Below are 13,422 nucleotides of genomic sequence, written 5' to 3'. Positions count from 1 at the left end.
GAGCCGTGAGAGGTGGGAGACCATGATGACCACGTCATACGTACCCGGGCCTGACCTGGGTGAGGCGGGCGCCCGCTGGCTGAAGGCGTCCACGGAACGCGTCCGCGAGGACGAGGCGGCGCTCGCCGCGCTGTTCCCCGCGGCCGGGCGGGCCTGCGGCCGGGGCCCGATCCCCGGCGAGCCCGGCTGGACGGTCGACCAGGCGGTGCGGGCCGAGCTGCTGCTCGCGCTGCCCTCGACAGGGGCACCGCTCGGGCGCACCCTGTTCGAGCTGTACGCCCACGGGGACGCCGCCGAGCGGCTCGCCGTGCTCAAGGCGCTGCCCGCGCTCGCCGCCGGGCGGGCGCTCGGCGACGCGGGGCTGCCGATCGTGCGGGACGCGCTGCGCACCAACGACGCCCGGCTCGTGGCGGCCGCCCTCGGCCTCTACGCGGCGGAGCACCTGCCCGATCACTCCTACAGGCAGGCCGTGCTGAAGTGCGTGTTCATCGGGGTGCCGCTCAGCGCCGTCGCCGGGCTCGACCGGCGGGCGGACGAGGAGCTGGCCAGGATGCTGGCCGACTACGCGCAGGAGCGCCTGATGGCCGGGCGCGAGGTGCCCCCGGACGTGTGGCCGCTGGTGGAACGCCACCCGGCCGTGCTGACCAAGGTCCGCGCCCTGCTCGCCGAAGGCCACCCGCACGCTTCAGCCTGATCGAAGAGGAACCACCATGCGAATTTTCGACCCGCACATCCATATGACCTCACGCACGACCGACGACTACGAGCGCATGTACGCGGCCGGGGTGCGCGCCGTGGTCGAGCCGGCCTTCTGGCTGGGCCAGCCGCGCACGTCGCCCGACACGTTCGCCGACTACTTCGACGGGCTCCTCGGCTGGGAGCCCTACCGCGCCGCGCAGTTCGGCATCGTCCACCACTGCACGATCGCGCTGAACCCCAAGGAGGCCAACGACCCGCGCCTGCGGCCGGTGCTCGACCTGCTCCCGCGCTACCTCGCCAAGGACCGCGTCGTCGCGGTCGGCGAGATCGGCTACGACGACATCACCCCGGCCGAGGACGAGGCCCTGGCCCGGCAGCTCGCCCTGGCCATCGAGCACGACCTCCCGGTGCTCGTCCACACCCCGCACCGCGACAAGGCCTCCGGCACCAGGCGCACGCTCGACGTCGTCCGCGAGTCCGGCCTGCCGCCCGAGCGGGTGCTGGTCGACCACCTCAACGAGATGACGGTCGGCATGGTGAAGGAGAGCGGCTGCTGGATGGGCTTCTCCGTCTACCCCGACACCAAGATGGACGAGGCCAGGATGGTCGCGATCCTCAAGGAGTACGGCCCGGAGCGGGCGCTGGTCAACTCGGCCGCCGACTGGGGCCGCAGCGATCCGCTGAAGACCCGGGCCGTGGCCGACGCCATGCTCGGCGCCGGGTTCGCGGAGGCCGAGGCGGAGGCCCTCCTGTGGGACAACCCCGTCGCCTTCTACGGCCAGAGCGGCCGCCTGGACCTCACGGACGTGACCGCCGGCCAGGAGTACGCGGGCAACAGCATCCTCCGCGGGGCGCCCCGTGACTAGGCGCGCGGCCGATCACGCGAGGGGGGCTTCGTCATGAGGTTCCGGCATCCGGACGGTTCGGTGGTCCACGTGGCCTACTGCACCAACGTCCATCCCGCCGAGGACGTGGCCGGAGTGCTCGACCAGCTCCGCCGCTACGCGGGGCCGGTGCGCGAGAGGCTCGGCGTGCCGAGGCTCGGGCTCGGGCTGTGGCTGTCGCGGCCGGTCTGCGACGCGCTGACCGCCGAGCCCGGTGAGGCCGTACGGCTGCGGGAGGCGCTCGCCGGGCACGGGCTGGAGGTCGTCACCCTCAACGGGTTCCCCTACCAGGGATTCCACGACTACGAGGGCGAGAGCGACGCCGGGTCGGCCGTGCCGGGGTCGCCCAAGCTGCGCGTCTACCACCCCGACTGGACCACGGAGGCGAGGCTCGGCTACACGCTGGCGCTGGCCCGAGTGCTCGCGGGCCTGCTACCCGACGACGTGCGGTCGGGCAGCATCTCGACCCTGCCGCTCGCCTGGCGCACACCCTGGACGCCCGAGCGTTCCGGCACGGCGGCGCGCATGCTCGACCGGCTCGCCGAGGGACTCGCCGAGGTGGCCGCCACGACGGGCCGTACGATCCGGGTCGGCTTCGAGCCCGAGCCCGGCTGCGTCGTGGAGAACACGACGCAGGCGGCGCACCACCTGGGCGGGGCCGACCACGACTACCTCGGCGTCTGCCTGGACGCCTGCCACCTCGCCGTGCAGTTCGAGGAGCCGGGCGAGGCCGTGGCGCGGCTGGCCGCGGCGGGCCTGCCGGTGGTGAAGCTCCAGGCGTCGTGCGCGCTCCAGGTCGACCACCCCTCGGACGTGGAGTCCCGGGAGGCGCTCGCGGCCTTCGCCGAGCCGCGCTTCATCCACCAGACCCGCGAGCCGGGCGGGGCCCCCGGCGGCGGTCTGCTTCAGGCCGACGACCTCGGCGAGGCGCTCGGCGGGGAACTGCCGGGCGACGCGCCCTGGCGGGTCCACTTCCACGTCCCGCTGCACGCCACCCCGGCCCCGCCGCTCGCCTCGACGCAGGGCGTGCTGGACCAGACCCTGCGCACGCTGCTCGCGGGGCCCTCGGCGCTGACCCGCCACGTCGAGGTGGAGACCTACACCTGGCAGGCGCTGCCAGAAGACCGACGACCCAAGACCGACGAGGCCCTGGTGGAGGGGATCGCGCTGGAGCTCGCCTGGATGCGCGACCGCCTCATCGACCTCGGACTGAAAGAGGAGACCCCGTGACGATCGGAACGAACGGCGCCGTGAGGCCGCTGGTGGTCATCGACGTGGTCGGCCTGACCCCCCGCCTGCTCGAATCCATGCCCAACCTGTCGCGGCTCGGCCGCCCCGCCCCGCTCGGGACGGTGCTCCCGGCCGTGACCTGCTCGGTGCAGTCGACCCTGCTCACCGGTGCCCTGCCGCGCGACCACGGGATCGTCGGCAACGGCTGGTACTTCCGCGACCTCGGCGAGGTCCTGCTGTGGCGCCAGCACAACGCCCTGGTCGAGGGGCCCAAGATCTGGGACGACGCCCGCAGGGTCCACCCCGGCTACCGCGTCGCCAACATCTGCTGGTGGTACGCCATGGGCGCCGCCACCGACTTCACGGTGACACCCCGGCCCATCTACCACGCCGACGGCCGCAAGGGCCCCGACTGCTACACCACCCCGCCGTCGCTGCGCGTGGACCTCACCCGGGAGCTCGGCCGTTTCCCGCTGTTCTCGTACTGGGGGCCCAAGGCGGGCATCGCGTCCAGCCAGTGGATCGTGGACGCCTCCCGGATCATGCTCGCCCGGGAGAACCCGGACCTGACCCTCGTCTACATCCCCCACCTCGACTACGACCTGCAGCGGTTCGGCCCGTCGGGGCCGGAGGCCGTGGCCGCCGCCCGCGAGATCGACGCCGCGCTGAAGCCGCTGCTGGACGACGCGGACGCCATGGGGGCGGTGACGGTCGTGCTGTCGGAGTACGGCATCACCGACGTCTCCCGCCCGGTCGACATCAACCGGGTCCTGCGCCAGGAGGGCCTGCTGTCGGTCTACCGGCAGGCCGGGATGGAGTACCTCGACCCCTGGACCTCGCGCGCGTTCGCCGTCGCCGACCACCAGCTCGCCCACATCTACGTGAAGGACCCCGCCGACGTGGCCAAGGTGCGGTCCATCCTGTCCGCGCTGCCGGGCGTGGACGAGGTGCTGGACGAGGCGGGCAAGGCGGCGCACGGCCTCGACCACGCTAGGGCCGGTGAGCTGGTGGCGGTCGCCACGCCCGAGTCGTGGTTCACTTACTACTACTGGCTGGACGACGACCTGGCCCCGGACTTCGCCCGGCTGGTCGACATCCACCGCAAGCCCGGCTACGACCCCGCCGAGCTGTTCCTCAACCCCGAGGACCCGTTCGTGAAGGCCAAGGCCGGGATGGCGCTCGCCCGCAAGACCCTGGGCTTCCGCTACACGATGCCGGTCGTCCCGCTGGACCCGGCCCCCGTACGCGGCAGCCACGGGCGCCTGCCCAGCGACCTCCGCGACGCCCCGGTGCTGCTGTGCAGTGAGCCGCTCGACCAGGAGTCGTACGCCGCCACCGAGGTGAAGTCCCTCTGCCTCCGCCTGGCGGGGATCACCGCGTAGCCCGTCGTGAACACCGGCCCGGAAGCCATCGCCTCGGCGTGGCTTCCGGGCCGCTTCCTGCTCCGGGCCCGCCGGTGACGTCCGCGACTTCTTCCGCCGCGTCCGCCGATCGCCGGCGAGGTGTCACGCGCATGGGCCGCCTCACGGGTGCGGGGGCAGGTGGCCCAGGCCGTTCTCCAGGAGGGAGAACGCGTGCTCGGCGTCGCTCACCGCGCCCGGGTAACGCGCCTCGGCGGTCTCGCCCGACGCCAGCCGCTCGGCGTTGTCGAGCGCCAGCGACCATTGCACCGCGACGAGCTGGGCGGACGCCAGCCGGGCGGTGAGCCGCGGGACCTCCGCCGTCTCGCGCAACGCCTCGGCGAGGGTGTGCTCGGCGGTGGCCTTGAACCGCTCCATGCGGGAGACCAGGGCGGGGCTGTTGAGGATCATGCGCAGGAGCGCGCGCACCGCAGGGTGGTCGTTGAGCCCGGTGATCGGGTCGCGCCTGCGCAGCCCGTCGAGGAAGTGCTCGCGCAGCGCGGCCAGCGGCGTGCTGCCCGCCGGGCGGCCCCGTACCACGCGCGCGGCCTCGGTCTCGTGGTCGGCGAGGCGGTGGACCACGAGGTCCTCCTTGGCCGGGAAGTACGCGAAGAGGGTGCGCCTCGACACCTCGGCCGCCTCGGCCACCTGGGACACCGAGACCTGGTCGAAGCCGTGCTCAAGGAACAGCGCGATCGCCGCCTCGGAGATCGCCGCATGAGTCCGCCGCTTCTTGCGCTCACGCAGTCCGGGTTCGTCGCTCACGGCGGCCATGGTAACAGCGAACTGCACTTGGGCTCTTTCTGCACCTGGTATACATTTGCACTCAGTCGAGACGAGGGGTGCGTAAGAATGCTGACGGAGATCGAGACCGAAGTCGTCATCGCGGGCGCCGGCCCGACCGGGCTGATGCTCGCGTTCGAGCTGGCCTTGGCGGGGGTCGACACCCTGGTGCTGGAGAAGCTGCCACGGCGCGCCGAGCAGGTGAAAGGCGGCGCGATCCAGCCTCGCACCGCCGAGCTGCTGGAGCTGCGCGGCCTGGTGGAGCCGTTGCGGGCCCGGGCCACGACGCGCGATCCGGTGGGCGGGCATTTCGCGATGCTTCCGGTGCCGCTGGACTGCACCCCATGGCGCACCAGGCACCCGTACCCCATCGTGATCCCGCAGTGGGTGATCGAGGAGGTGCTGGAGGAGCGCGCCGTGGCCCGTGGCGCGCGGATACTCCGCGACACCGAGGTCACCGCGGTCGAGCCCGGTGACGGCCTGAATGCGGGGGAGCCGGGGGAGCCGGGGGAGCCCTGCACCGTGACCTCGGGCGGGGCGGGTGTCACCGTGACCGCGGGCGGATTCCGGGTACGGGCGCGTTACCTGGTCGGGTGCGACGGGGGCCGCAGCACGGTCCGCAAGCTGCTCGGGCTGCCGTTTCCGGGCAGACCCGGCACCTATCTGGCGGTGCTGGCCGACATCCGGCTGTCCGCCGCGTCATCGCTGGTGCCGGAGCGGATCGGGCACATCAGCGGCCTCACCCGCCAGGCGAACGGCTACTGGAGCATGCTGGCCCCAATCGGCGGCGACCGCTACAGGTTCACCTTCGGCCGCGAGGACCAGACGGACCTCACCCGCGACACTCCGGTCGGCGAGGAGGAGATCGCCGCCGCGCTGCGGGCCCTGTACGGCGAGGAGACCGTGCTGAGCGGGGTGGACAACTCCTCGCGTTTCACCGACGCCACCCGCCAGTTGGAGCGCTACCGCGCGGGCCGCGTGCTGTTCGCCGGGGACGCCGCGCACATCCACCCGCCGCTCGGCGGCCAGGGCCTGAACCTCGGCGTGCAGGACGCGATCAACCTCGGCTGGAAGCTGGCCGCGACCGTCCAGGGCCGCGCGCCGGACGGCCTGCTGGACACCTACGACACCGAACGGCATCCGGTGGGCGCCCAGGTGCTGCACCACACGTCGGCGCAGCGGGTCCTGGCCGATCCCCGGCCGAGCGAGGACGTGGCCGCGCTGCGCGACATCTTCGTCGACCTGCTGCGGCTGCCGGACGCCAACCGTCACCTCGCGGGCCTGATGTCCGGCCTGTCGCTCGGCTACGACCTGCCCGGCGGGCACCCGGTCGCCGGGCGGCGGGTGCCGGACGCCGACCTGGTCACCGACGCCGGGCCCACTCGGCTCTCGGCCCTGTTCGGTGCCGGGCAGGCCGTCCTGCTCGACCTCGCCGGGATCATCCCAGCCGATATCCGGCTCCCCAGCCGGATCGACCTGGTCCACGCCAAGTGCACCGAGGACCTCGGCGCCGCCGCCCTGCTGTTCCGCCCCGACGGTTACCCCTGCTGGGCCGCCGACGACTCCGCCACCTGCCGCGCCACCCTGCCGGCCGCCGTCACCCAGCACCTGGCCCCCCTACCCTGACCGCGAGCAACGTCCTCCGTGCCCCGCCACAGCGACGCTTCGCGTCCGGCCACGTCGCCTTCTTTCTCCGTCACAGTGGTGCTTGGTGTCCGGCCGCCCTTCTTTCCCAGTCACAGTGGTGCTTGGTGTCTGGTCGCGCCGTCCTCCCTTGCCCTGCCACGGTGGTGCTTCGTGTTCGGCCGCCGTCCTCCCTTTCTCCGTCACTGTGGTGCTTGGTGTCTGGTCGCGCCGTCCTCCCTTGCCCTGCCACGGTGGTGCTTCGTGTTCGGCCGCCGTCCTCCCTTTCTCCGTCACTGTGGTGCTTGGTGTCTGGTCGCGCCGTCCTCCCTTGCCCTGCCACGGTGGTGCTTCGTGTTCGGCCGCCGTCCTCCCTTTCTCCGTCACTGTGGTGCTTGGCGTCTGGTCGCGCCGTCCTCCCTTGCCCTGCCACGGTGGTGCTTCGTGTTCGGCCGCCGCCCTTCTATCTCCGCCACAGCGGTGCTTTGTGTTCGGCGCCGATGCGGTGGGGCGTGGTACGGCGATCTCGGCGCCGCCGTGCGGCGGCCGACCCCGTGAACGTTCGTGGACACCGCCTAAGGCCGGAGATGGGCTCGGTGGCGGCCTAGGTGTAGGAGGGGTGGGCAGGTCAGGCGGGTGCCCGAGCGGCTTGGGAGGGCGAAGGCGATGGCCTTGGCCGGGGCGTCGGTGGCGAAGGTTGTTGTGAGGTAGGCGCGGCAGTGTCCCTGGGAGAGTTCGCGGACGAGAAGCAGGCCGCGACCGTCCTCGGTTAGGAGGGTGCTGTTGCTCTCCGAGAACAGGTCCAGGGCGGTCTGCACTAGGGGGCGGTCGAGGACCGCGGGGATCCAGCAAAGGTCGGGGTCGCTGTCGACGACCTCGCACCAGGTGGGGACGCCACCCAGAATGAAGACGCGCATTTCGTACGACGGGCGGCCGTGGCGCTCGCAGTTGGCGGCGAGCTCGGCCGCGATCATCTCGGCGTCCGCGATGTCGTCGCCGGGTATGCCTTCCCTCTGGAGTACCTCGCGTACGAATGCACGGGCGCGGCGTGCGGCCGAGCCCGGGTGCAGCGGCGTGACCAGCATGCTGACATCGGCGTAGGCGTCTCCTGGAGATCCCTCTACGACGCCGGTGGCTCCTCGACCGGCGACCGGCAGGCGTCCAGAGGGCGTGGCCGGGTCCTCCGGGCGTCGGGAGGGCGTAGCGGCCGGGTGCGCCGGGCGTCCGGGGCGCGTACCGGCCGGGTCCTCCGGGCGTCGGGGGGTCAGGCACATGCGTGTGCTCCTCGCTCTCGATGAATGTGATGAGCAGGAGACGCCATCGGTTACCTGGAGGGGCAGGGCCTGACACGGGCGTCGCGGTTCGCCCCGCCGGTCACCGAACCCGGATGATCCCTGCCGCCGGCCGTACGGATCACCGCGCCGGGTGGTCGTTTTCTGGTCGTTTCCGTCGGTGGGTGGGGAATCAGCACTACGAATGTTGACAATGAGTCGCTGATCGGTCACCCATTGTGTCGGGAGGTGGTCATGGGCATGCAGGGGCAGGGTGAGGGGCGTCCGGAGCTGGCGCGGGCGCGCAGGCGGATGGGCATGAGCCAGGACGCGATCGCGGAGGCGCTGTGGGTCTCACCGACGACGTGGAGCCGTTGGGAGCGGGGGAGACAGGAGATCCGGCCGGTGTATCGGGCGTGGATGGCCGAGGTGTTCGGGGTCGACCCGATCGAGGTCGAGCGGTGGGTGGAGGGCGGGGAGCCGGTCGATACGGAAGCCTGGCTGTGCCCGGACTTCAGTGACTTGTCGCTCGCGGCTACCGTCGAGGCGGCCGGGCGACTGTGGAGGTGCGACGTGGATCCGGAACGGCGCCATCTTCTCGCCGCGCTGCCGTTCGTTCCTGCCGCCCTCGGCAGCTGGCTGTCGGCGTGGAGCTACGGCGCTACGGCCGCGTCGGCGGCGCATCACGGATCCGGACGGGCTGTCGGACTCTCCGACGTCCAGCGGATCGTCGAAGCCCGGCAGGCGTTCGGTCAGATGGACCACCAGTTCGGCGCGGGACTGGTGCGCCCCGCCGTGGTCGACTACCTGAACACCGTTGTCGCACCGCTCCTACGTGGCCGCTACAACGACAAGGTCGGGGCCGAGTTGATGACGGCAGCGGCTGCGATGACCCAAATGGCCGGTTGGACCGCTTTCGATCTTGATCACCATGGGCTGGCTCAGCAGTACTTCGGACAAGCGCTCAGGTTGGCGAAAAGCGGAGACGACTCTCTGACGGGTGCCTGGGTGCTGGCCAACATGGCGAATCAAGCGCTACATCTCAACCAGCCCGCTCAGGCCGTCTGGTTGACTCGGGCCGCGATGGACAGCGCCCGCCGCGTGCAGGCTCCGCCACGTGTCCTGGCGATGCTTCTGGTCAAGGAAGCGTGGGCGACAGCCATGCAGGCCCGACCGGACAAGACCCACGACACGCACAGCACTCATGGGGTGGAGCGGCTGCTCACTGAAGCGGAGCGGATGCACTCCAGGGGCAAGAGCGATCGCGATCCGGTCTGGGCCGCCGCCTGGATCGATGAGTCAGAGCTGACCGCCCAGATGGGCATGTGCTGGGACTTGCTGGGCGAGCACAAGCGGGCGGCCGATTGCGCGGAGTCTGCGGTGCGCGAGTTCGCGAGAAAGCGACCTCGGTCGGCCCAGCTCAACCGCGTGAACGCCGCTGAGGCCTACCTCGGCATGGGTGAGGTGGAGCAGGCCGTCGAGTCGGCGCGGGCGGCGATCCCGATGGCCAGGTCGCTCACATCCGTCCGATCCGTCGAACGCATCCGGAAGTTCTCCGACCGCCTTGAGTCGTATGCCGAGACCATCCAGGTCAAAGAGTTCCGCTCCTACCTGAACAGCCAGCTCGCCTCCTGAAACCTGAACCGCGCTCCAGCATGGTCTCGTAGTCGGCGATGGCAGAGACATCCCATGGCCAAGACCCACGGCAGCCCAGTTGACCGGCCGTCGCCAGGGTCGTACAGCCGCCTCCTAAGATCGGATCCTCGACCACGATAAGTACTTCCTAACATTACAGTAAGTCACCTTCGATGGGGTGCTCTTAAAAGCCTGTACGGCGAGAGGGCACCCCATCGCCTATCTCAGAGGCGGAAAATGGCAAACGAAGCCTACCAGAATGTTCTCGACTACTATCGACAGATTCTTGCTGATGAGCCTTGGCTTGAGACAAGCATATGCTGGACCGTTGTTGAATCCCGGACGGCATCTAGCATAGAAGCCGTGGCCCAAAAGGTTGCGGGACGCACTCGGCTCGAACTACGGGAGCCCGTCATGATAGACGCTATTCCGCGAGGAGCCGATCCGGTCACGTCGATCAGTATTTCGAACAGATTGGCGCAGCTCTTCGAATATAGCGGGTTCCTGGGAAGCCTCCCACAAGTACTTGAACGATTGAGCGCCGACGGGCGAGTCTGCAGCATCTATTGGGACGTAGATGGAAATAATCGGCTCAGCTACGCCGTCAATGGTCGCGTCCTCGTGGCTGTGGACGCGATGGAACCCGAGGAGTCAGTGGTTGATCAGTACCCTGCACTCGCCGCAGAGCTCCAGACGCTTGCAGAGGCTGTAGCTGCCGACGAAGAGGATTGGCAAGCAGCTGCCATGGCTGTCGTCGAGATCGTCACAGGCATCCGTCTCACACGGGAGTGGCTGGGGGAACCGCACACCTACGTCACCATCCGCTGGCCACTCGCGGAGGAAGTCAGGCCCGCTCCCGCTTCTCTCCCCGACTCCGACACCGCGCTGCGCACGGCGTTCAGTTCGTCATCAGCACAGACTCAGATAGACGTACTCGTACGCCTGAGTGATCGGTTGATCAGAGAATTTGAGCTTGCCGCTTTCCCTGTGAGCAGTCAGGCGCGTGCCGATCTGGCGACTGGCCGGTACGCCAATGCTGACCGCGTGCGTCAGTTGAGAGAGCAACTGATGGTTCCCCTAAGTCAGGCTCGTGAGGGACACGAAGAGATAGAGCATCTTGAGCAAGATCCGCGTTGGCGTCGCTATCAGGCGGGTAATGCGCTACAAATCGCAGTTCAAGGACCTGGAACCCGAACTCGTGGGTTCGATACCTTCCATCACGCCAAGCTGGCTTTCGGAGATGAATGGAGCACCGTACGTTTCGAACTATTAGATATGCTCTAATGTTGCCACGGTTGTCTAGACAGGCAGGGTTTGTTGCTACGCAATAGCGTTACCAGGTAGTCGAGCGTGTCTGCTTTCGAATTCGACCGGCTGAGCATCTGGTTGGCCGGGGGTGGCGGCGCGGGTCGTAGAGCCGGGCCGGGGCGCCCGTCGCGCGGAGCGAGCGCCAGCAGGACGGCACCCCGAGCGCGCCGCCACCGCCCCAGAGGTCCGCCTATGTGATAGTCCATGTGCGATCCGGTGCTTCCTCAACACGCGGCAATCCACCTGGTGGAGGAGGGCGGGTGGGGGAGTTCTAGGGTAAGGAGCGTCGCGGGTAATTGCAGGTGGGGAGTGGCGATGGGGGAGTACAGCGTGCGGGTCGCGGGGGACGCGGACATGCCGGGCGTGCGGGAGGTGGCCACTCACTTCGAGCTTCTGGACGACTGGGCAGGCATGCCGGACTTCCTCGACGCCGAGCGGGCGTTCGGCACGCTGCTCGTCGGGGAGGTCGACGGGCGCGTGGTGGGGTTCGGCGGGGTGCTCCGCCGGGGGGAGGTCTCTCACCTGGGCGACCTGTTCGTCCTGCCCGAGCACCAGTCGTCCGGGATAGGCCGGACGATCCTGAGTCGGCTGCTGCCGTCCGACACGCCACGGGTCACGTTCGCGTCGGACGACCCGAGGGCCCTCGGGCTGTACATAAGGCAGGGAATGCGTCCGGTGTGCCCGCTGATCTACCTGACCTTCTCTCCGCCGGAGGACTCCGGGCCGCGAGGGCCCGAGGCGCGGGACGCGGAGGCCTCGGCCGGGCTAGCCGTCCGAGATGCGGAGGCGCCGGGCGGGCGGGGGCCGGTGGATGGGACCCGGGCGGAGGTGGGGGAGCCGTCCGGCATGCGGGAGGTCGTGAAGCTGGACGCCCGGATCTCCGGTGGCGACCGGGCCGGGGCCCTGTCCTGGTACGCGGGCCTGCCCGGGGTGACGCTGCACGTCACCGGCGGCGGGTACGCGTTCGCGAGGGAGACCGGCGAGGACCTGGAGGTGGGGCCGGTGGGGGGTGACACCCCGCAGGACTGCGCCGACGCGCTGTTCGCGGCGGTCGCCGCGCATCCGGGGGTCGACGAGGTCCAGGTGGCGGTGCCGGGCGTGCACCCGCTCCTGCCCCAGCTGCTGGAGGCCGGCTGGGAGATCGACGACATGGACACGTTCATGTCGACCGATCCGGGCCTGGTGCGGCTGGACCGCTACCTCCCGCATACCGACCTGGGGTAGAGCGCAGGCCCCCGCTCGGACGACGGCGGCCCCGGGACGACTCGCTCCCGGGGCGACCTGATCGCGTTGGGCACCGAGGCGGCGATGCACGAGTACCGGGTGAAGTACGTGCTGGCCACCAAGCTCGTCAACGAGCTGGTGGAGGCGGCTGACGGGAAGATACTGGCCAAGACCATCGCCCTCAGCCCAGCGCGTCCATCAGGGCGGTGACATAGGCATCCAGCCGCTCCTCCACGGCTCGCGTCGTCAGCTCTGTCCTCCCTGCTTCCCGCCATGGCTGCGCCACCGAATGCACTTCTTCTGAGCACGCCAGCCCGTCCCGGACCTGCCAGTACAGCCGCTCGCTCGCGGCTGCGGCCAGCAGCCCGCCTGCCTCCTGATACGCCTCAGCGAACCGCAGACCCCACGCAGGGCCGTGCAGCAGCGCGAGATTGGTGGAGCAGTGCGCCACATCGAGATCCGCCGGGCCCCAGGAGGTAGCCGCCCAGTCGACGACGCCGGTGATCCGGGCACCTGCCGGCTGTGGGGGCGGCACGTCGAACAGCACGTTGCCGGGTTGGAAGTCCCGGTGCAGGAATCGCCCTTCATAGGGCGGCGCGGGCTTGCGGATCACGTCGATCGCCGCGGCCCATGCCGCCGCGTCTGCGCCCTTTGGAGTCACGACGGTGTCGGCGGTCGTCAACGCCACATACTCCCGGGGCCGCTCGGCGGGTCGCAACGCGTGGATCGCCACGAGTTGACGGGCCAGCAGAGGGACGCGCGCTTCCAATCCCTCATCGTCGAGGACCGTCCGGCCCGCCAGATGTGTCATGAGGAGCGACGGATACTCGCAATGCGCGGCGGTCGGATCAACAGCGACCAGTCCAGGAGCCGGCACGCCGGTCCCCGGGAGCAGGGTCAGGGCGCCTGCCTCCCTGTTCAGCCAGTCCTCGGCGTGCTCCACGTTGACGAAAGTCCGTAGCACCAGGTCACGGGTGCCTCCGCCCCGTGTGCCGATGGTCAGCCTCCGCATTTCGGCAGTGATGCCGCCGTGCAGTGCCTCAGCTCTGACGATCCGTTCGCCGACCTCCAGGTGCCGGCTCACCCAAGCCAGTGTCAACGGTCCGACAGTCGCCGCCTCATCGTGGTTGGTCACCGTGCTACCTCATCATCCGAACGGCGGCACGCGCGAAGGCCCGATGATCCACATCCGGAGCCTACCCAGAGCCGCTCCGACCGCGTGTCCGACGCAACAGGTGGAGTCAAATCTCACCTACACAACGAGGCGCCCACGGCAGCAAGTGGAGTCAGAACTGACTGATAAGTGGAGTCCGACTTCACATACATCTTCAACGAGAGCACGCCGACAAGGATCTCAGCTGGGAG

Annotated in this window: 12 protein-coding genes; 9 read left to right on the top strand and 3 right to left on the bottom strand. The window is 69.9% G+C overall.

The annotated features are described in order from the left end of the window. The first annotated feature begins 22 nt into the window (after positions 1 to 22). Genes ACOZ38_RS22390 through ACOZ38_RS22375 form a run of 4 tightly spaced genes read left to right on the top strand, consistent with a single transcriptional unit; the run spans position 23 to position 4,195 of the window. On the top strand, positions 23 to 694 hold the full coding sequence (locus ACOZ38_RS22390; RefSeq protein ID WP_424533140.1) for an EboA domain-containing protein: 672 nt from the start codon (positions 23 to 25) through the stop codon (positions 692 to 694). Positions 695 to 710: 16 nt separating this feature from the next. Further along, positions 711 to 1,565: a TatD family hydrolase gene (locus tag ACOZ38_RS22385; RefSeq protein ID WP_405149839.1), complete on the top strand. Its 855-nt coding sequence runs from the start codon at positions 711 to 713 to the stop codon at positions 1,563 to 1,565. A 33-nt stretch (positions 1,566 to 1,598) separates the two neighbouring features. Further along, positions 1,599 to 2,813, top strand: coding sequence for a metabolite traffic protein EboE (eboE, locus tag ACOZ38_RS22380; protein WP_424533139.1), 1,215 nt, complete (start codon positions 1,599 to 1,601; stop codon positions 2,811 to 2,813). Beyond that, positions 2,810 to 4,195, top strand: coding sequence for an alkaline phosphatase family protein (locus tag ACOZ38_RS22375; protein WP_405149836.1), 1,386 nt, complete (start codon positions 2,810 to 2,812; stop codon positions 4,193 to 4,195). The genes eboE and ACOZ38_RS22375 overlap by 4 nt, the downstream gene beginning before the upstream one ends. Positions 4,196 to 4,336: 141 nt before the next feature. On the opposite strand, the gene ACOZ38_RS22370 is transcribed toward ACOZ38_RS22375, so the two are convergent. Then, positions 4,337 to 4,978, bottom strand: coding sequence for a TetR/AcrR family transcriptional regulator (locus tag ACOZ38_RS22370; RefSeq protein ID WP_424533138.1), 642 nt, complete (start codon positions 4,976 to 4,978; stop codon positions 4,337 to 4,339). 87 nt (positions 4,979 to 5,065) lie between these two features. Here ACOZ38_RS22370 and ACOZ38_RS22365 point away from each other — a divergent pair, with 87 nt between their 5' ends. Then, positions 5,066 to 6,622, top strand: a complete 1,557-nt coding sequence (locus ACOZ38_RS22365; RefSeq protein ID WP_424533137.1) for an FAD-dependent monooxygenase — start codon at positions 5,066 to 5,068, stop codon at positions 6,620 to 6,622. A 572-nt stretch (positions 6,623 to 7,194) separates the two neighbouring features. Here the strand turns inward: ACOZ38_RS22365 and ACOZ38_RS22360 are convergent. Then, on the bottom strand, positions 7,195 to 7,893 hold the full coding sequence (locus ACOZ38_RS22360; RefSeq protein WP_424533136.1) for an ATP-binding protein: 699 nt from the start codon (positions 7,891 to 7,893) through the stop codon (positions 7,195 to 7,197). 252 nt (positions 7,894 to 8,145) lie between these two features. On the opposite strand from ACOZ38_RS22360, the gene ACOZ38_RS22355 reads away from it, so the two are divergent. The 4 genes from ACOZ38_RS22355 to ACOZ38_RS22340 all read left to right on the top strand — a co-directional run bounded on the left by ACOZ38_RS22355 (position 8,146) and on the right by ACOZ38_RS22340 (position 12,267). Next, positions 8,146 to 9,525: a helix-turn-helix domain-containing protein gene (locus ACOZ38_RS22355; RefSeq protein ID WP_424533135.1), complete on the top strand. Its 1,380-nt coding sequence runs from the start codon at positions 8,146 to 8,148 to the stop codon at positions 9,523 to 9,525. A 237-nt stretch (positions 9,526 to 9,762) separates the two neighbouring features. Continuing rightward, the gene (locus ACOZ38_RS22350) at positions 9,763 to 10,809 is read left to right on the top strand and encodes a DUF6461 domain-containing protein (protein ID WP_424533134.1); all 1,047 of its coding nucleotides are present in this window, start codon (positions 9,763 to 9,765) and stop codon (positions 10,807 to 10,809) included. A gap of 339 nt (positions 10,810 to 11,148) precedes the next feature. Then, positions 11,149 to 12,057: a GNAT family N-acetyltransferase gene (locus tag ACOZ38_RS22345; RefSeq protein WP_424533133.1), complete on the top strand. Its 909-nt coding sequence runs from the start codon at positions 11,149 to 11,151 to the stop codon at positions 12,055 to 12,057. Between the two features lie 66 nt (positions 12,058 to 12,123). Next, positions 12,124 to 12,267: a hypothetical protein gene (locus ACOZ38_RS22340; RefSeq protein WP_424533132.1), complete on the top strand. Its 144-nt coding sequence runs from the start codon at positions 12,124 to 12,126 to the stop codon at positions 12,265 to 12,267. Here the strand turns inward: ACOZ38_RS22340 and ACOZ38_RS22335 are convergent. Then, a complete protein-coding gene (locus ACOZ38_RS22335) occupies positions 12,239 to 13,192 on the bottom strand; it encodes a phosphotransferase family protein (RefSeq protein ID WP_424533131.1) in 954 nt (317 codons plus the stop codon). The two genes, ACOZ38_RS22340 and ACOZ38_RS22335, sit on opposite strands and share 29 nt — an antisense overlap. Positions 13,193 to 13,422 lie beyond the last annotated feature (230 nt).

It is taken from the genome of Sphaerisporangium viridialbum (assembly GCF_049674955.1).
In the GTDB taxonomy this organism is placed as follows: domain Bacteria; phylum Actinomycetota; class Actinomycetes; order Streptosporangiales; family Streptosporangiaceae; genus Sphaerisporangium; species Sphaerisporangium viridialbum.
This window is presented reverse-complemented; position numbering and strand designations above follow the sequence as displayed.